Source organism: Streptomyces spongiae (assembly GCF_009377185.1).
In the GTDB taxonomy this organism is placed as follows: Bacteria; Actinomycetota; Actinomycetes; order Streptomycetales; family Streptomycetaceae; genus Streptomyces; species Streptomyces spongiae.
The window spans coordinates 1-17,516 of the sequence record NZ_VJZC01000173.1 but is presented as its reverse complement, the minus strand read 5'-3'; the positions used below and the strand labels follow the sequence as shown (position 1 = coordinate 17,516).

Annotated in this window: 16 protein-coding genes; 11 read left to right on the top strand and 5 right to left on the bottom strand. The window is 71.7% G+C overall.

Going from position 1 to position 17,516, the window contains the following annotated elements:
• Positions 1 to 22 precede the first annotated feature (22 nt).
• A complete protein-coding gene (locus FNH08_RS22995; protein WP_152773395.1) occupies positions 23 to 1,033 on the bottom strand; it encodes a succinylglutamate desuccinylase/aspartoacylase family protein in 1,011 nt (336 codons plus the stop codon).
• A gap of 5 nt (positions 1,034 to 1,038) precedes the next feature.
• Entirely contained in the window at positions 1,039 to 2,172 is a 1,134-nt protein-coding gene (gene solA / locus FNH08_RS22990) for an N-methyl-L-tryptophan oxidase (protein ID WP_322725153.1), read from the bottom strand.
• Positions 2,173 to 2,430: 258 nt separating this feature from the next.
• On the opposite strand from solA, the gene FNH08_RS22985 reads away from it, so the two are divergent.
• The gene (locus FNH08_RS22985) at positions 2,431 to 3,177 is read left to right on the top strand and encodes an IclR family transcriptional regulator (protein WP_152773398.1); all 747 of its coding nucleotides are present in this window, start codon (positions 2,431 to 2,433) and stop codon (positions 3,175 to 3,177) included.
• Positions 3,178 to 3,258: 81 nt separating this feature from the next.
• On the opposite strand, the gene FNH08_RS22980 is transcribed toward FNH08_RS22985, so the two are convergent.
• Genes FNH08_RS22980 through FNH08_RS22970 form a run of 3 tightly spaced genes read right to left on the bottom strand, consistent with a single transcriptional unit; the run spans position 3,259 to position 6,364 of the window.
• Positions 3,259 to 4,698: an NAD-dependent succinate-semialdehyde dehydrogenase gene (locus tag FNH08_RS22980; protein WP_152773394.1), complete on the bottom strand. Its 1,440-nt coding sequence runs from the start codon at positions 4,696 to 4,698 to the stop codon at positions 3,259 to 3,261.
• Positions 4,695 to 5,099, bottom strand: a complete 405-nt coding sequence (locus FNH08_RS22975; RefSeq protein WP_152773393.1) for a hypothetical protein — start codon at positions 5,097 to 5,099, stop codon at positions 4,695 to 4,697. Before FNH08_RS22975 ends, FNH08_RS22980 begins: the two co-directional genes overlap by 4 nt.
• Positions 5,096 to 6,364, bottom strand: coding sequence for an aspartate aminotransferase family protein (locus tag FNH08_RS22970; RefSeq protein ID WP_152773391.1), 1,269 nt, complete (start codon positions 6,362 to 6,364; stop codon positions 5,096 to 5,098). The genes FNH08_RS22975 and FNH08_RS22970 overlap by 4 nt, the downstream gene beginning before the upstream one ends.
• Before the next feature lie 236 nt (positions 6,365 to 6,600).
• Here FNH08_RS22970 and FNH08_RS22965 point away from each other — a divergent pair, with 236 nt between their 5' ends.
• The 10 genes from FNH08_RS22965 to FNH08_RS22920 form a co-directional block, all read left to right on the top strand.
• Positions 6,601 to 8,325 (top strand): PucR family transcriptional regulator, encoded by a 1,725-nt coding sequence (locus FNH08_RS22965; protein ID WP_152773389.1) that lies wholly within the window; start codon positions 6,601 to 6,603, stop codon positions 8,323 to 8,325.
• A gap of 103 nt (positions 8,326 to 8,428) precedes the next feature.
• Complete coding sequence (locus tag FNH08_RS22960; protein WP_152773388.1) at positions 8,429 to 9,337, top strand: ABC transporter ATP-binding protein; 909 nt, start codon at positions 8,429 to 8,431, stop codon at positions 9,335 to 9,337.
• Entirely contained in the window at positions 9,334 to 10,110 is a 777-nt protein-coding gene (locus FNH08_RS22955) for an ABC transporter permease (protein ID WP_152773387.1), read from the top strand. Before FNH08_RS22960 ends, FNH08_RS22955 begins: the two co-directional genes overlap by 4 nt.
• A 7-nt stretch (positions 10,111 to 10,117) precedes the next feature.
• Entirely contained in the window at positions 10,118 to 11,431 is a 1,314-nt protein-coding gene (locus tag FNH08_RS22950) for a sensor histidine kinase (RefSeq protein ID WP_152773385.1), read from the top strand.
• On the top strand, positions 11,424 to 12,065 hold the full coding sequence (locus tag FNH08_RS22945; RefSeq protein WP_152773383.1) for a response regulator: 642 nt from the start codon (positions 11,424 to 11,426) through the stop codon (positions 12,063 to 12,065). Before FNH08_RS22950 ends, FNH08_RS22945 begins: the two co-directional genes overlap by 8 nt.
• Positions 12,066 to 12,213: 148 nt before the next feature.
• A complete protein-coding gene (locus FNH08_RS22940; RefSeq protein WP_152773381.1) occupies positions 12,214 to 13,350 on the top strand; it encodes a GNAT family N-acetyltransferase in 1,137 nt (378 codons plus the stop codon).
• Positions 13,351 to 13,446: 96 nt separating this feature from the next.
• Positions 13,447 to 14,280, top strand: coding sequence for a DUF5134 domain-containing protein (locus tag FNH08_RS22935; RefSeq protein WP_152773379.1), 834 nt, complete (start codon positions 13,447 to 13,449; stop codon positions 14,278 to 14,280).
• Between the two features lie 112 nt (positions 14,281 to 14,392).
• A complete protein-coding gene (locus FNH08_RS22930) occupies positions 14,393 to 14,950 on the top strand; it encodes a hypothetical protein (RefSeq protein WP_152773377.1) in 558 nt (185 codons plus the stop codon).
• Positions 14,951 to 15,060: 110 nt separating this feature from the next.
• Positions 15,061 to 17,022, top strand: coding sequence for an APC family permease (locus tag FNH08_RS22925; protein ID WP_152773397.1), 1,962 nt, complete (start codon positions 15,061 to 15,063; stop codon positions 17,020 to 17,022).
• A 75-nt stretch (positions 17,023 to 17,097) separates the two neighbouring features.
• Positions 17,098 to 17,516, top strand: a 419-nt coding sequence (locus FNH08_RS22920; RefSeq protein WP_194238571.1) for a cation:proton antiporter domain-containing protein, incomplete at its 3' end; no start/stop codon positions are given.

Sequence of the window (17,516 nt, the reverse complement as noted above, 5' to 3'; positions counted from 1 at the left end):
GCGTTGGGCGTGGGGCGTTGGGTCAGCGGTCCGGATCTCGCGGTGCCGGGGCGGCGATGGCGGCCAGTTCGGCGCCGGGAGCCACGGTGAGGCCGTGCATGCCGTAGAAGATCCGTCCGGTGACCGGGGCGTGGACCTTGTGCTCCTGGCCGTCGGCCGGGTCGATGACGCGCCCGATGACCTGGCCCTCCGTCACGTCGTCCCCGGCGGTGAACTCCGGGTACCACAGCCCGGTGGCCTCGGCGGTGATCCCGGCGGCCCAGACCCATGCGCGTACGAGGGCGGGCTCGTCCGGTGGTCCGTCCGTCGCTCCGTCGGGTGCGAGGACGCCGAGTCGGCGCAGCAGCCCGTACAGGCCGCCGACCAGGTGGCGGGCCGTCTTTGGGTCGCGTTCGCCCAGCTCGCCCGTCTCGACGAGGATCGCCGGGACGCCCTGGCGGGCGGCGGCCGCGTGGCTGTTGCCGCCCTCGGCGTTCAGTCCGAGGATGACGTCCTCGATGCCGAGCGAGCGGGCCATGTCCGCCGTTCTCGCGTCGAGGTCCGCCTCACCGGTCAGGCGGTAGCCGACGAAGTCCCGCAGCGTCTCGTCGATGCCGCCGGAGTGCAGGTCGGCGTAGGCGTCGACGCCGTCCATCAGGTGGGTGAAGAGCCAGGCGGCCAGCCGTTCGGTGGGGCCGCCTTCGGGGTCGCCGGGGAACACTCGGTTGATGTTCACGCCGTCCAGCGGGGAGATGCCGAGCCTGCCCTGGTACACCGCCGGGGGGTTGGCGACCGGACAGACGATCACCTGTCCGCGGATCTCGCCGGGCTCCAGCAGGGCGGCGAGACGGGTGGCGGTGTCCACTCCGGTGAACTCGCCGCCGTGCACACCCGCGGTGATCAGCACGCGAAGGCCGGGGCGGGCGCCGTTGACCAGGGTCAGTGGGATGTCCACGGTGAGCGTGCCCAGGTCGGCGGGGACGCTGCCGCGGGCCTTGGTGCCGGGCTCGGCGCGCAGGGTGCCGACGGAGAGGGAGTCGTTGGTCGTTGTCATCGTCGTCAGGCCTCCGTCCGGTCGAGGGTGGAGATGAAGTCGATGGGCTGAGGTGAGGTTCCGTCGAGCGCCAGGTCGGCCGCGATGTCGCCGAAGGCGGGCGAGAGCTTGAAGCCGTGGCCGGAGAACCCGGCGAGCAGGACGACGTTCTCGGCGCCGGGCAGAGGTCCGACGAGGGGGCGGCTGCTCTCGGTGTAGCCCTCCATGTAGACGGAGAGGCGGGTCGGATCCGGGTTCAGGTCCGGCATGTATCGGCCGATGAGGTCGGTGAAGATCTCCAGCTCCTCCGGCTGCACGGTCCGGTCCAGCTGGTTCGGGTCGCCGGCCGGGCGGTGCAGGGCGCGGGACAGGCCGAGCTTGACGGAGACGCCGTCCGGGGAGGGCAGTCCGTAGCAGTGGGTGGGCGCCGTGCGGATGAACGCGGGGCGTTCCTGGCCGAACCAGGTGTCGGTGGTGGGCACGTACCAGGCGTTGATCAGCCGGCGGATGTCCACGTCCCAGGGCAGGTCGGGCAGCAGGTCGTTCACCCAGGGGCCGACGGTGACGACGGCGGTGTCGAAGCTCTCGGTGCCGGCGTCGGTGCGGATCTCGACTCCGCCCGCGACGGGCACGATCTCGCGGACCGGGGTGTAGCGGTGGATGCGGGCGCCGAGCTGCTCCGCTCGGCGGGCGGCGCTCTGGACCGTCAACTCCGGCCGGATGAAGCCCGCGTGGCGGTCGAGCACGGCCGCGTCGCCGTCCTCGATCCGGAACTGCGGGAAGCGCTTGGCGAGGGACTCGGCGTCGAGCACCTCGTGGTCGAGACCGTGGTCGGCGATGGACTTGAGGACGGTGGCCATCTGCTGGTGCTCGGTGGGCCCCATCAGCAGACACCCGGTCAGGCTGCGCAGCTCGCGGCCGGTCTCCCGCTGGAGCTCCTCCCACAGGGCGTCGGCGTGCTTGAGCAGCGGGACGTAGCGGGAGTCCTCGAAGTGGGCGCTGCGGAAGATCCGGGTCTCGCCACCGGCGGCGCTGCGGTCGTGGCCCGGGGCGTAGCGGTCGTACCCGACGACCTCGGCTCCGCGGGCCGCCAGGCGCCAGGCGGCCTGACTGCCCATCGTTCCGACGCCGACGACGGCGACGCGCTTGCTGGCAGACACGGGGGTTCCTTTCGTCTCCCTGGGCTTGGATGCTGGGCGCCCAGTATGCGGAATGTGAGATTCCGGAGGGAGGGGCGACAGCGGGGTCGCTACGAGCACCGTCCGGGACGAGAGAGGGCTTCGGGTCACTTCTTGTGAGGCCGTGCCACATTGTGGAACGTTGTGCTAGAATCTGGCACGAGAATGGCAGTGAGCCGGGAGGGAGTCAAGAGGTGCACACACGGGATTCGCAGAGTTAACGGGGGAAATCCGATGGAAATGAAGAGCGTCACCAGGTCACTTCGGATCCTGGAGGCTGTGGCACAGCACCAGCCGGTGACCGTGGGGGAACTGACCAAGCTGTTCGGGCTGCCCAAGTCGACGGTGCAGCGCACGCTGGTCACCCTGAACGAGGCGGGTTGGCTGCGGGCGAACCGCAAGGACACCACGCGCTGGGAGATCGGGGCGCGGGTGCTGGCCGTACGGCCCGCCGCGCTTCAGGGATCAAGCCTGTTCGCCGCCGCGCGGGAGCCCATGATCCGGCTCCGGGACACGCTGAACGAGACGATCCACCTGTCGGTGCCGGACGCGCTGCAGTCCATGGTGGTCGTGGACCGGGTGGACTGCCACCACGCCGTCCGGACGTTCTACGGCATCGGCGACACCTCGCCGCTGCACGCCACGGCCACGGGGCGCGCGATCCTCGCGCACCTGCCGAAGGCCGACGTGGAGGAGCTCATCAGCCACGGGCTGCAGAGCTTCAGCGAGTCCACGCCGGCCGATCCGGACCGGCTGCGTGCTGAGGTGGAGCGGGTGCGGGCCGACGGCTACTCGGTCAACCTCAACCAGTACCGGCCGGACGTGTGCGCCGTGGCCGCGCCGATTCTGGACGAGGACGGTACGCCGCTGGCCTCGGTGGCCGTGTCCATGCCGGACTCGCGGTACGACGCCGCGCGGCTTCCCGAGTGGGGGCGGCTGGTGGCGGACACGGCCGCGGAGATCGCCGCGCGGCGTTTGGGGGCGTGAGCACGTGCACCGGCCGCGGGTCCGTCGTGGCTGGTCACGCCCACGCACCGTGTCACTACCGCACCCCTGCCGGGGCGCGCCTCACCGCACCGGAATCGCCAGGTACTGGTACTCCAGGAACTCCTCGATCCCGACCCGGCCGCCCTCCCGGCCCAGTCCCGACTGCTTGATGCCGCCGAACGGTGCGGCCGGGTTGGACACCAGGCCGGTGTTGAGGCCGACCATGCCCACCTCCAGCCGTTCGCTGACGCTCAGGGCGCGATCCAGGCCCTCGGTGAAGACGTAACCGACCAGTCCCCAAGGGGTGTCGTTGGCGCGGCGGAGGACCTCGTCCTCGTCGTCGAAGGTGAGGATCGCCGCCACCGGGCCGAAGATCTCCGTCTCCATGAGACGGCTTCCCGGGTCCACGTCGGTCAGCACGGTCGGCGGGTAGAAGCAGCCCGGGCCCTCCGGCGTGTGGCCGCCGATCAGGAGCCGGGCGCCGCGCTCCACCGCGTCGGCGACGAGTTCCTCGACCTTGGCGCGGCCCGCGGTGTCGATCAGCGGACCCACATCGACGCCGTCCCGGGTACCGGGACCGACCACGAGCGCCCCCATGCGCTCGGCGAGGCGCCGTCCGAACTCCTCGGCCACCGACCGGTGGACGAAGAAGCGGTTGGCGGCCGTGCACGCCTCCCCCATGTTGCGCATCTTGGCGACCATGGCGCCGTCCACCGCCACGTCCAGGTCGGCGTCGTCGAAGACGATGAAGGGCGCGTTGCCGCCCAGCTCCATCGACGTGCGGACGACCGTGTCGGCGCACTGGGCGAGCAGCAGCCGCCCGACCTGCGTGGAGCCGGTGAAGGACAGCTTGCGGATGCGCCCGCCGCGCAGCAGCGGCTCGCACACCTCACCCGCCCGCGAGGTGGTGACCACGTTCAGGACGCCGTCCGGCAGCCCCGCCTCCTTCAGGATGCCGGCCAGCGCGAGGCTGGACAGCGGCGTCTGCGGAGCGGGCTTGAGCACCATCGTGCAGCCCGCCGCGATGGCCGGGCCGATCTTGCGGGTGCCCATGGCCAGCGGGAAGTTCCACGGGGTGATCAGCAGACAGGGCCCGACTGGACGGCGCGTCAACAGCATGCGGTTGCGGCCGTCGGGCAGAGTGCCGTAGCCGCCGTCGACGCGTACGGCCTCCTCTGAGAACCAGCGGAAGAACTCGGCCGCGTACGCCACCTCGCCCCGCGCCTCCGCCAGCGGCTTGCCCATCTCGGACGTCATCAGGTGGGCAAGCTCGTCGGTACGGTCGAGGATGATCTCGTGGGCTCGGCGCAGGATCTCGCTGCGTGCCCTGGGTGCCGTACGGGCCCACTCCTGCTGTGCCTGGACGGCGGCGTCCTCCGCGAGCCGGGCGTCCTTCGGGCCCGCGTCGGCGACACGGGCCAGGATCTCCCCGGTCGCCGGGTCGTCCACGGGCATGGTGGCGCCGTCCGCGGCGTCCACCCAGGCCCCACCGATGAACAACTGCCTGAGTACGTCGGTCATGAGGTCTCTCCTGGTCGAACGGCTTGATCGGCAGCGGGGTCGGGATCGGGGTCGAGCGGTTCTGCGGGACGGACGACGTGGATACCCCGGCCTCCGGCGAGGTGGTCGACCTGGGTGACGCAACCGGCGAGGGCGCAGGCCGGTGACAGCCGGCCGGGCAACGCCGACGCGGCGGCGGGCCGCGCCGACTGAGTCGTCCTCGCCGTGCGAGAAGGTGACCATCGTGTCCACGGGCCGTGCCCGCCGGCCGCCGTGCGCGGCGCGTCGAGCGCCACTCCGCCCTCGACGCCCGCGGCGCGCGCTTCGGGGCCGGTGTCCAGGCTCGGGTCCGGCGTGGTCCCGGCGATCCGGGCCACCGGACCCGCCACCAGACCCGCCAGGACACCGGCGGCATCGGTCATCGGCCGGACGCTCCCGAGGTGCCGGCCTCCACCGCGGCCGTCCACGCCTGGAGGCCCGCGTCCACTCCCGCCTCGTCGATCACGAGGGCCGGGATCATCCGCACCACCTGGTTCCAGGCCCCGCACAGCAGCAGGAGCAGCCCCTCGTCGACGGCGGCTCGCTGGACCCGGGCGGCCGTGTCGGGGTCGGGGCTGCCGTCCTCGGTGACGAACTCGCTGGCCAGCATCAGCCCCAGGCCGCGTACGTCCCCGATGGCCGGGGTCCGCTCGGCCACCGCCTCCAGTCCGGCGCGCAGCCGGGCGCCCATGGCCTCGGCGTTCTCGACGAGCTTCTCGTCGCGTACGACATCGAGGGTCGCGCAGGCCGCGGCGCAGGCGACGGCGTTGGCGCCGTACGTCCCGCCCTGTGAGCCCGGCCATGCCTTGCTCATCAGTTCCTCGGAGGCCGCGATGCCGGACAGCGGGAACCCACTGGCCAGCCCCTTGGCGGTGACCAGGATGTCGGGGGTGACACCGAAGTGGTCGTGCCCCCAGAACCGGCCAGTGCGGCCCACGCCGGTCTGCACCTCGTCGAGGATCAGCAGGAAGCCGTGGCGGTCGGCCCGTTCCCGCAGGCCCTCCATGAACGCGCGGTTCGCGGGCACGTATCCGCCCTCGCCCAGCACCGGTTCGACGATGATCGCGGCCGTGTCGGCGGGCGACGAGATCGTCTGGAGCGTGTAGTCGAGCTCCTGGAGGGCGAAGCGGGTGGCGGTGTCCTCGTCCCATCCGTACCGGTAGGCCGTCGGGAAGGGGGTGACGACCACTCCGCTCATCAGCGGCGAGAAGCCGGACCGGAAGCGGATGCCGGAGGTGGTCATGGAGGCGGCGGCCACGGTCCTGCCGTGGAAACCGCCGTGACAGACCAGGACGTTCGGGCGTCCGGTGGCCTGCCGGGCGAGCCGCAGCGCGGCCTCCACGGCCTCGCTGCCGGAGTTGGTGAAGAACAGGCTGTCCAGGCCGGCCGGCAGCACCTCACCCAGCTTGTCGACCAGCCGCCGCAGCGGCGGGTGCATGACCGTCGTGTACTGGCCGTGGACGAGCGTGCCCACCTGTTCCTGCGCGGCCGCCACGACGGTGGGGTGGCAGTGTCCGGTACTGGTGACGCCGATGCCGGCGGTGAAGTCCAGATAGCGGCGGCCGTCCTCGCCGTAGAGGTGGACGCCCTCGCCCCGGACCGCCACCACGGGCGTGGCCTGACGAAGGTGCGGCGACAGTGCGGTCATGTTCATCTCCCGGCCGTGCGTCGTGAACTGCGTGGTCTGCTCCCGCTTTTCGAGCATCCCGGGCCGCACGCGTCGAGGGCAACGCCTGATCTGTCCACCGGGAAGCCCACATTCGGACGTTGTGTCAACCACTCCGGGGCCGGGCGCCCCGCCCGGGACCACGACGGCGGCCACCGGGTCACTCTTGCGCAGGTCAGCCCCACTTGTCACAGTGTCCGGGCACCCAGGGAGGCACGATGAGCGACCACGCCGGACCGCCCCGGCCGCCGGACCCCGACGAGCCGGACGCCACCCCGTCCGGCCGTCCCCTCACCGTGGCCGGCGTCCTCGCCCTTCCCGTGCTGGCCGCGGGGCAGCCGCAGGTCGTCACCGGCGTGCCCGGCCTCGACCGGCGGGTCCGCTGGGTCCACATCACCGAGCTGACCGACCCCGCCTCCTTCCTCAAGGGCGGCGAACTCGTCCTGACGACCGGCATGCCCCTGCCCGAGGACACGGCGGGCGTACGCCGGTACGTGGACGAACTCGCCGACGTCGGAGCCGCGGCCCTCGTGATCGAGCTCGTCCGGCGCTACCACCGCCCGCCCGACGCGCTCGTCCACGCCTGCCGTGCCCGTGGCCTGCCCCTCGTCACGCTCGCCAAGGACGTCAACTTCCTGGAGGTCACCCAGGTCCTGCACGCGCTCATCCTCGGCAACCAGGCCGAGGCGATGCGCCGCACCCAGCGCGTCCACGAGGCGTTCACCGCCCTGACGCTGCGCGGTGCGGGCCCCGAGGACGTGGTGCGTGCGGCTTCGGAGATGAGCGGCCACACGGTCGTCCTGGAGAACCTGGTCCACCAGGCACTGATCTGCGAGCCCTCCGGCAGCACGGTGGTGGAGGCGCTCACCGGCTGGGAACAGCGTTCGAGGGCCACGCCGCCCTGTGACCACCCGGAGGTGCGCGGTCCTGAGGGGTGGCTGGTGGCGCCCGTGGAGTACCAGGGCGAGCGCTGGGGCCGTGTGGCGATGCTGCCGACCGCCTCCGGCACCTGGGCCTACGGGACACCTGACTCGCCGGGCCCGCAGGACCCTCCGGGTTCCACCCGCACCTTCGACGCCCTGGGGTCCTTCGGCGCCGAGGACGTCACCGTCCTGGAGAGAACGGCGATGGCCCTGACCATCGCCCGCCTCATCCACCCCACCCCCTGGGAGCGCACGGCGCACCGAAACGCCCTGCGCGACCTCACCGAACAGCGCCACCGCTCCCCCGAGGACGCACGCGCCCGCCTCGCCGCCCTGGGCATGCCCACGGAGGACGGCAGCTTCCGCGCCGTACAGGTGGGCGTACGGGCACACGACGCCGCCGACCTGGAGGCCCGCCTGTCCCAGGAGCTCCGGACCTCCGGGGTCCCGGCCCTCGTCGGCGCCCTGGCTCCCGGGCGTCTCGGCATCCTGCTGGCCCTGCGCGCCGACCTGCCGTGGCGTCTCACGGTCGAGCGACTGAGCCGAACCGCGCGGGACCTCGCGCCCGAAGCGACCGTGAGCGTCGGCTCCGGGATCACGGAACTGTCCGACGCGGCCCGCTCCTTCCGCGAGGCGGCCCGCGTGGCCGAGGCGACCCCACCGGGCCAGCCCCTCCCCGACGGCCGGTCCTTCCACGAACTGTCCGACCTCGGACTGCGTCGGCTGCTGTACGCGCTGCGCGAGGACACCCGGATCCAGGACTACGCCGAACGCCGCCTCGGCCGCCTCATCGACCACGACACCCGGCACGGCACCGATCTGCTGACCACCCTGGGCCAGTACCTGGACGCGGCCGGCAACAAGACCACCGCCGCGCGCCGCGGCAACCTCTCCCGGGAGACCGTCTACCAACGTCTGCGCACGATCGAGCGCCTGCTCGACTGCGACCTGGAATCCGGCGAGGAACGCACCGAACTGCACGTGGCGCTCACGGCGCTTGATGTCCTACGGGTCCGCTGACCGGGCCGTGAGGGTCGTACCCGACCATCAACCGATCGGCTGATCCCCCTTCGAGCGCGATGGCCGATGTCCGCCCATGCCCCGCTCCAGCACGCTGATGCCCATGGCAGTCATCGAAGTCAGCGGCCTGCACAGGGCCTACGGGGACAGGAAGGCCGTCGACGGCGTGTCCTTCGCCGTCGAGGAGGGCGAGATCTTCGGGATCCTCGGTCCCAACGGCGCCGGCAAGACCACCACCGTCGAGTGCGTGGAGGGGCTGCGTCGCCCGGACACCGGCCGCATCCGCGTCGCCGGGTACGACCCGGTCGCCGACCGAGGCCCCGTCACCCGCGTGCTCGGCGCACAGTTGCAGGAGAGCGAACTCCAGCCGAAGATCACGGCCGGCGAGGCGCTGGAGCTGTACGCCGCCTGCTGTCCGGACCCCGCCGACTGGCGTGCCCTCGCCGAGCGCCTCGGGCTCACCGGCTCGCTCGGCACCCGGTTCGCGAAGCTCTCCGGCGGCCAGAAGCAGCGGCTGTTCATCGCGCTCGCCCTCGTCGGCAACCCTCGGATCGTCGTCCTGGACGAGCTGACCACCGGGCTCGATCCGCGGGCCCGCCGCGACACCTGGCGGCTGATCGAGGATGTCCGCGCGAGCGGTGTCACCGTGCTGCTGGTCACGCACTTCATGGAGGAGGCGCAGCGCCTGTGCGACCGGATCGCCCTGATCGACCGGGGGCGGATCACCGCACTGGACACCCCGTCCGGGCTGATCGAGCGCACGGCGAGCGGTACGGAGATCTCGTTCAGGCCGTCCGCCGAACTGGACACGGAGCAACTGGCGGCCCTGCCGTCGGCGGTGTCGGTGACGCGGAAGGACGGCCGGGTCGTCATCCACGGCACCGACGAGACCGTCAGCGCCCTGCTCTCGCTGCTCGCCGCGCGGGGCATCACCGCCCATCAACTCCGTGTCACCGAGGCCACCTTGGACGACGCCTACCTCGACCTGACGGGAACGGGAACGGACACATGACCGCCCTCACCCACGCCCACCCCACCGCCGTCAAGGGCAGCGCCACCGCCGTCCTCAAGGCCGAGGCACGCCTCTTCCTGCGGGAGCCCGGCGCCCTGTTCTGGATCCTCGCCTTCCCCACGGTCCTGCTCTGCATCCTGGGCTCCGTCCCGTCCTTCAGGGAGCCCCAGGCCGACCTCAACGGCCTGCGTGTCGTGGACCTCTACGTCCCCATCGTGATCCTGCTCGCCATGATCGTGTCCGGCATCCAGTCCATGCCGCCCGTCCTCACCGGCTACCGCGAACGCGGCATCCTGCGCCGGATGTCCACCACCCCGATGCGGCCCGGCGCCCTCATCGGAGCGCAGATCGCGCTGCACGGCGCCGCCGCCACGCTCTCGGCGGCACTCGCCCTCGCCGTGGGCCGGATCGTGTTCGACGTGGCCCTGCCCCGCCAGCTCCTCGGCTACCTCGTGGCCTTCGCGCTCGCCACCCTGGCCACGCTGGCGGTCGGCGGCACCGTCTCCGCCGTCGGCCGTACGACGAAAATCACCCAGGCGGTAGGCTCGCTGGTGTTCTTCCCGGCGATGTTCACCGCCGGCCTCTGGATGCCGGTGGCGACCATGCCCGACGTCCTCCGGCACATCGTGAACCTCACCCCTTTCGGCGCCGCCGCCCAAGCCCTCGACGCCGCCGCCGCGGGAGACTGGCCGAGCTGGACACACCTCGGGGTCACGGCGCTGTGGGCAGTGGCATTGATCGCCGCGGCCCGACGCTGGTTCAAGTGGGAGTAGGGCACACATGGCGACGACGCTCGAGGAGCGCTGGGCGCAGTTCCTGCGGTACGGGCCGTACGCCCTGCTGGGCCTCGCCACGCTCATCGGGGCCGTGTCCGCCCACCTGTTCATGTCCCGGCGGGAGATGTACGCGGCGGGGGTCCTGCTCCTCGCCGCGCTGGCCCTCCAGGTGTGGTGGACCCGGGCCGTTCCCCGGCTGCTGGCGAAGGAGGCGGCCGACGGCCACGACCGGGCCGGGCAGTCCGTCGACGTGGACGGCGTCGGTATCGTCGTCGGCGTCCGGGTGCTGCCCGAGGGGACCACCGCGGGGCGCGTGTACTTCGTGGTGCGTACCGCCCTCGCCTTCGCCCTGACCTGGATGAACCCCTTCTTCGCGATCTACGCCTCGCTCGGCTACTTCGAAGCCGGGCGGCTGCTGCCGCCGCGGGCCGCGCGGGCCGGGCTCCTGGCCACCGCCGTCATCCTGGCCGCCTCCCAGTCCGGCCTCCTGCCGCCCCCGGCCTCGTCGATGGAGTGGGGCGCCTTCGTCGTGGTGCTCGCCGTGCACTGGGTGTGCGTCATGGCCATGACCCACCTGGAGGAGAAGGAAGCCGAGAAGATCGCCGAGCGGGCCGAGAAGACCGCCGCTCTGGAGAAGGCCCTCGCAGAGAACGCCGCCCTGCACGCCCAACTCGTCGTCCAGGCACGGGAAGCGGGTGTCGCCGACGAACGCCGTCGTCTGGCCGCCGAGATCCACGACACCATCGCCCAGGGCCTGACCGGCATCATCGCCCAGCTCCAGGTGGTCGCTTCCACCGGCGACCCCGAGCTGGCCCGCGAGCACCTGGACCGCGCCCAGAGGCTGGCCCGCCAGTCCCTCGGCGAGGCCCGGCGCTCCGTACAGAACCTGTCCCCCGCCGCTCTGGAACAGGACAGCCTCCCCGAGGCGCTGAAGACCACGGTGACCGAGTGGTCCGAACGCACCGGGATCACCGCGCGGTTCACCGTCACCGGCACCGAGGAACCGTTGCACGACGAGGTCGCCGCGACGCTCCTGCGGATAGCCCAGGAAGCCCTCGCCAACACGGCCAGACACGCCCGCGCCGGCCGCGCGGGCGTCACCCTGTCCTACATGGGGGACGAAGTCACCCTGGACGTACGGGACGACGGGCTCGGCTTCGACCCGCTGGCCGTCGTGCCGCGCACCGGAACCGGCGGCTTCGGCCTGGACGGGATGCGGGCCCGCGCCGAACGCGTCGCGGGCGCCGTCGCCGTCGAGTCCGAGCCCGGCCAGGGCACCGCGATCAGTGCGCGCGTACCGTTGGTGCGCCATGGCTGAGCGGATCATCACCCTGCTGATCGTCGACGACCACCCCGTCGTACGGGACGGTCTGCGCGGCATGTTCGCCTCCGATCCCGGCTTCCACGTCCTCGGCGAGGCCGGCGGCGGGGCCGAGGGAGTCGAACTCGCCCTGCGCCTCGACCCGGACGTCGTCCTCATGGATCTGCGCATGCCGGCCGGCAGCGGCGTCGAGGCGATCGCCGAACTCACCCGGCGCGGCGCCCGCGCGAAGGTCCTCGTCCTCACGACGTACGACACGGACTCCGACACGATCCCCGCGATCGAGGCGGGAGCCACCGGTTACCTGCTCAAGGACGCGCCCCGCGAGGAACTGTTCACGGCGGTCCGGGCCACCGCCGACGGGCGCACCGTCCTGTCCCCCGCCGTCGCGTCCCGCCTCGTCTCCGCCGTCCGCAAGCCCGCCGCTCCCGCGGGGCAGGCGCTCTCGGCCCGCGAGCGCGAGGTACTCGAACTGGTCGCCAAGGGCACGTCGAACCGTGAGATCGCCCGGGAGCTCTTCATCAGTGAGGCGACGGTCAAGACCCATCTGACCCACCTGTACGCCAAGTTGGGGGTGAAGGACCGGGCGGCCGCGGTGGCGGTGGCCTACGACCGCGGCGTTCTGGGGTGAGCCACCCGATCTGTGACTCTTCCATGACGCAGGACTCTCTTGACAGCGTGCGTACTGTTTCGCGAAGTTTGACCCGGCCGGACAGTTCGGCAGTCCGGGCAGCGGCGGGACGCGGGCACGCGTCACGGGGGGAGACCGGGGGGTCGCCATGCGAGCTGTGAGCCATGTTCCACGCGCCTTACACATCACGATCCACCGGCCCGAGGAACTGAACACCTCGCTCCGCCGGGCCTGGCACCAGCTGATGGACGAGTCGCCCGACTACGCCAACCCCTTCCTGGGACCGGAGTTCGCTGCCGGGATCGGTACGTACCGCGGTGGAGCGCACGTGGCGGTCCTGCACGAGGGCGGGGAGCCCGTGGGCTTCTTCCCGTACGAGCGAGGCGCCTTCGGAGTCGGCCGGGCCATCGGTCTCGGCCTCTCCGACTGCCAGGCACTGGTCCACCTGCCCGGCGTCACCTGGGACACCCGGGAACTGCTGCGCGCCTGCGGGCTGTCGGTCTTCGAGTTCGACCACCTCGTCGACGAACAGAAGCCGTTCGGCAGCTACGTCACGGGGACGTTCGCCTCACCGGTGGTCGATCTGAGGGCCGGCGACGGCAGCTACGCGGAGTGGCTGCGCGGCGCGTACCCGGGGCTGGCCAAGACGACGCTGAAGAAGGAGCGCCGCCTGGGGCGGGACCTGGGTGAGATGAGGTTCGTGTTCGACGAGCGCGACCCGACGGCGCTGCGCACGCTGATGCGGTGGAAGTCCGCCCAGTACCGCAGGACGGGACGGATGGACCGCTTCGCACGCCCGTGGATCGTGGATCTGGTGGACCACCTGTTCCAGGTGCGCGAGGAGCACTTCACCGGAGTGCTGTCCGTGGTGTACGCCGGTGACCGCCCGGTGGCCGCGCACTTCGGGCCGAGGTCGCGCACCGTCTTCGCGGCCTGGTTCACGGCGTACGACCCCGAACTGCGCTACTACTCGCCCGGGTTGATCATGCATCTGCGGATGGCGGAAGCGGCGGCCCGGGACGGTGTGCGGGTGATGGATCTGGGGCGCGGCGACAAGGAGTACAAGGACTGGCTCAAGACCCGCGAACTGCGCGTGGGCGAGGGGTTCGCGACCCGCCCCCACCCCGTGGCGGCGGCGCTGCGGATATGGCGCAGGCCGGTACGCGGCCTGCGGAACACGGTCCTGGCCCACTCCACGCTACGGGAACCGGCCGACCGGCTCCTGAGGACGGTCGGATCGCTGCGTACCTCGGTCCGGGCTTCCGGGAATCCCCCACAGCGCTGAAGCGCTGAGCGATCCCTCGACCCACCACGTACTAGGGGGCCCAGCAGTCCGAAGACCCCCCAAGTGCCCCAACCGGGCGAACGAGGAGTGGTGGAGATGGGAACTCTGGCCTTGACCTGGTCCATCGCCGCGGTCGCCGCTCTGGTCGCCGCCGTCAGCGCGGTCCGGGTGATGACCACGAGCGGGGAAACCCGGTTCGCGGCGGGCGGTGACCTGCTGATGGGGCTGTGCATGGCCGCGATGGCCCTGCCCGCGACGGCGACCTGGTACGGGGCATCCGGCATGTGGTGGGCGGTGACGTTCGGTCTCCTCGGGCTCGGCGCCGTCGCGATGGCCGTCAGGCAGACGCGCGCGAGCGGCTGGCAGCAGGGCCGTCACTGGGTGCACCTCATCGTCGGCAGCGCCGGCATGGTGATCATGACGTTGGCGATGACCACCACACCGTCCGGTCCGGTACTCGCGCTGGGCCACGGCTCCATGGCCGGTATGCCGGGGATGGCAGGCATGGAGTCCATGCCGGGGATGGACATGGCCGGTGTGGGCGCTCACGGGGCCACGGCCGGAGCCGAGGCCTCGTCGTCGTCCTCCGTGTGGCGCCTCCTGATCGCCGCCCTGGCCGCCTACTTCCTCCTGTCCGTCGCCGCGTCCGTGTGGGCGCGTGTCCGTGGCGCGACGCGGAACGCCCTCCCCGGAGGCCGTGAGAGCGGTCGGCGGCACAGGTGGGGCCGTTGGCTGCTCACCATGCCGGACACCGTCGTCGTGTTCCTGGCGTCACTGACGCTCTCCGTGTGGGACAAGGCCCGCACGACGGAACGAGGCCGCCACGGGGGCCGCCGCCGAAGGACCGGTGCCGCACCGGAAGCGGCCCTCGCCGCCCACATCGGCATGGGCGGGAACATGTCCGCCATGCTGCTGATGATGGTCGCGTAGGGAGCGCGCTGCGCGGCCGGCCCTGACGGGGGCGTGGAAATCCGGCAAGAAGCTCATCAGAGACGCGTCAAGATCCGCGGTAACGACCGTTTCGCTGTCTACCGTCACCTTCATGGGATGCCCTGACGACGCCCGGGACGACAGAGCCCCCGCGCATCCGCACCAGCCGGCCGCAGTGGCGTACGACAGCCACTGGGCCGGGGAACTACGCAGCACGATCCGCTGTTCGGGCGGGCTTCTCGGGCTTCTGCTGCTGGTCGACTGGGGTGCCGGTGACTTCTCGCCCTGGCGGGCAGCGCTGTGGGGCGTCCTCGCCGTCCTGCTCTTCCTGGTGTTGCTCCCGCCCCGGGTCGCCGCGGGCGCGGGCTGGCTGTCCTCGCGCGGGCTGCGGCGGGAGCGGCGGGTGCGCACCGACCATCTGGTGTCGGTGCGTTGGCTGGAGGGTGTGACTCAGCGGCTGGTCCTGCGGGACGCCTTCGGTGACCGGGTGGAGATCGATCCCCGGGTCCTGGTCGCCAACCCGCCGCTGTGGCACCGGCTGAACGAGGACGCTCGTGCGTCGGCAGCCCAGGGGATGCTGCTGTGCGGAGGCACCGCGCTGCTCCAGCTGTCGCAGCGGATCGACCGGGAGACCGCCCGGACCGTCTTCAAGGTCTCCGGTTTGGAGTGACACGCCCCAGGGGACGGGTCGCCCTCCCCCACACTGCGCCCGTGGCCGCCTACCCTCACGCCGTGTTCAACGTGACGGAGGTACTCAAGCGGCTGGTGATCGGTCGCGCCATGCGCAGCGAGGAACTGCACGAGACGCTGCTGCCGAAGCGGATCGCCCTGCCGATCTTCGCCTCCGACCCGCTGTCCTCCGTGGCGTACGCGACGCAGGAGATCCTTCTCGTCCTCACTCTCGGCGGGCTGGCGTACCTGCACTTCACGCCGTGGATCGCGGCGGCGGTGGTGTTCCTGCTGGCCGTGGTGGTGCTGTCCTACCGGCAGGTCGTCGTCACCTACCCGAGCGGCGGCGGCTCGTACGAGGTGGTGTCCACCAACCTCGGCCCGTCGGCGGGCCTGGTCGTGGCCGCCTCGCTGCTCGTCGACTATGTGATGACGGTGGCCGTGTCGGTCGCCTCCGGAGTCGACAACATCATCTCGGCCGTCCCCGAACTGGCCGACCACCGCGTGGCGATGGCCGTGGGCTTCGTCGCGCTGCTGACCGCCATCAACCTGCGAGGGGTACGCGAGTCCGGGCGGGCCTTCGCGGCGCCCACGTACCTCTTCATCAGCAGCGTACTGGTCATGATCGTGACCGGTCTGGTCCGCTATCTCCTCGGGGACGCGCCCGTCGCCGCATCCGCCGGGTACGGCATCACACCCGAACAGGGCGACGCGCACCTCACGGACCTGGCGCTGCTGATGCTGGTGCTACGGGCCTTCTCCTCCGGCTGCACGGCCCTGACCGGTGTCGAGGCGATCTCCAACGGAGTGCCGGCCTTCCGCAGGCCCAAGCCGAGGAACGCGGCCACGACCATGGCCGCGATGGGCCTCATCGCCATCACCCTGTTCGTCGGCGTGACCACGCTCGCGATCGTCTCCAAGGTGCACATCGCGGAGGACACCTGCCGGCTGACCGGCCTCGGCGGCGACTGCGCGTCGTACACCCAGCGCACGGTCATCGCCCAGATCGCGGCCGCCGTCTTCGGCGGCGATCAGACGATCGGCTTCTACGTGATCCAGGCCGCGACCGCGCTCGTCCTCATCCTCGCGGCGAACACCGCCTTCAACGGTTTCCCGCTGCTCTGCTCGATCCTGGCGCAGCACCGCTGTCTGCCCCGCCAGTTGCACAACCGGGGCGACCGGCTCGCCTTCTCCAACGGCATCCTGGCCCTGGCGATCGTGGCCGCCCTACTGCTGTGGGGCTACCGCGCCAACGTCACCAGCCTCATCCATCTCTACATCCTGGGCGTGTTCACCGCGTTCACGCTCTCCCAGCTCGGCATGGTCCGCCACTGGAACCGGGACCTGCGCACGGTGCGCGACCCGGCGATCCGGCGGCACCACCGGACAGCCCGCGTCATCAACGCCGTGGGCGCGGTCGTCACCGGTCTGGTCCTCGTCATCGTGCTGGCCACCAAGTTCACCGAGGGCGCGTGGCTGGCCGTACTCGCCGCGACCGTGCTGTGGATGATGATGCGCGGCATCCGCCGCCACTACGACACCACCGCCGCCGAACTCGCGGTCACCGACCCCCGCGACGAACTCGCCCCGCCCACCCGGGTGTTCGCCATCGTCCTGGTCTCCACCGTCCACAAGCCGACCCTGCGCGCCCTGTCGTACGCCCGCGCCTTCCGCCCGGACCGCCTCGAGGCCCTCACCGTCGCGGTCGACCGGGACGAGGCACAGTCGCTGCGCCGGCGCTGGGAGGAGTACGGCATCGACGTACCGCTGACGGTCATCGACTCTCCGTACCGGGAGGTGACGCGGCCGGTCGTCGAGTACGTCCGCCATGTCCGCCGGGAGAGCCCCCGGGACATCGTCGCCGTGTTCATCCCGGAGTACGTCGTCGGCCACTGGTGGGAGAACCTCCTGCACAACCAGTCCGCCCTGTGGCTCAAGAGCCGCCTGCTGTTCACCCCCGGAGTCATGGTCACCAGCGTCCCCTGGCAGCTGACCTCTTCGGCCCGCGCCGACCGCCCCGCTCCCCGCGCGCCGGGCTCGGTCCGGCGCGGCGAGCCGCAGAACAGGGAATGAGGTGAAGGCGGTGTGCCGGGAAGTCTGGTCGGCTGGGAGCCATGGTGGCTCCCCTCGAAGCCCCAGGGGGACGGCATGCGCGGCGTCGGTACGGTCCTTGCACTGGTCGTCCTGGCCACAGTGGTGGCGACCTTCGCGCGCCGGTGGCGCATCCCCGCACCCTCCCTTCTCGTCGTCGCGGGGCTCGGGGTGGCCCTGCTGCCCGGCACCCCGCGGATCGAGATCAGCCCCGAGGCCATCGGTCTCGTGGTTCTGCCGCCGCTGCTGTACGCGAGCGCCGAGGATTTGTCGTGGCGCGAGCTGAAGGTGGTGTGGAAGCCGGTCGGCGTCCTGGTGATCGGCCTGGTCCTGGCGCCCGCCGCGGCCGTCAGCGCGGTGGCGTCCGCGGCGACGCCGCTGTCGTTGCCGATGGCGCTCGTCCTCGGCGCCGTCCTGGCCAGCACCGACCCGGTCGCGGTGACCGTCGCCGTGGCGTCGGGCGGGGGCGGCTGGGG

Bases quoted from the DNA above. Each gene is read 5' to 3' on its own strand.
- FNH08_RS22995 (WP_152773395.1), bottom strand. From the start codon at position 1,033: ATGACAACGACCAACGACTCCCTCTCCGTCGGCACCCTGCGCGCCGAG.
- FNH08_RS22985 (WP_152773398.1), top strand. From the start codon at position 2,431: ATGAAGAGCGTCACCAGGTCACTTCGGATCCTGGAGGCTGTGGCACAG.
- FNH08_RS22980 (WP_152773394.1), bottom strand. From the start codon at position 4,698: ATGACCGACGTACTCAGGCAGTTGTTCATCGGTGGGGCCTGGGTGGAC.
- FNH08_RS22975 (WP_152773393.1), bottom strand. From the start codon at position 5,099: ATGACCGATGCCGCCGGTGTCCTGGCGGGTCTGGTGGCGGGTCCGGTG.
- FNH08_RS22970 (WP_152773391.1), bottom strand. From the start codon at position 6,364: ATGACCGCACTGTCGCCGCACCTTCGTCAGGCCACGCCCGTGGTGGCG.
- FNH08_RS22965 (WP_152773389.1), top strand. From the start codon at position 6,601: ATGAGCGACCACGCCGGACCGCCCCGGCCGCCGGACCCCGACGAGCCG.
- FNH08_RS22960 (WP_152773388.1), top strand. From the start codon at position 8,429: ATGGCAGTCATCGAAGTCAGCGGCCTGCACAGGGCCTACGGGGACAGG.
- FNH08_RS22955 (WP_152773387.1), top strand. From the start codon at position 9,334: ATGACCGCCCTCACCCACGCCCACCCCACCGCCGTCAAGGGCAGCGCC.
- FNH08_RS22950 (WP_152773385.1), top strand. From the start codon at position 10,118: ATGGCGACGACGCTCGAGGAGCGCTGGGCGCAGTTCCTGCGGTACGGG.
- FNH08_RS22945 (WP_152773383.1), top strand. From the start codon at position 11,424: ATGGCTGAGCGGATCATCACCCTGCTGATCGTCGACGACCACCCCGTC.
- FNH08_RS22940 (WP_152773381.1), top strand. From the start codon at position 12,214: ATGCGAGCTGTGAGCCATGTTCCACGCGCCTTACACATCACGATCCAC.
- FNH08_RS22935 (WP_152773379.1), top strand. From the start codon at position 13,447: ATGGGAACTCTGGCCTTGACCTGGTCCATCGCCGCGGTCGCCGCTCTG.
- FNH08_RS22930 (WP_152773377.1), top strand. From the start codon at position 14,393: ATGGGATGCCCTGACGACGCCCGGGACGACAGAGCCCCCGCGCATCCG.
- FNH08_RS22925 (WP_152773397.1), top strand. From the start codon at position 15,061: ATGCGCAGCGAGGAACTGCACGAGACGCTGCTGCCGAAGCGGATCGCC.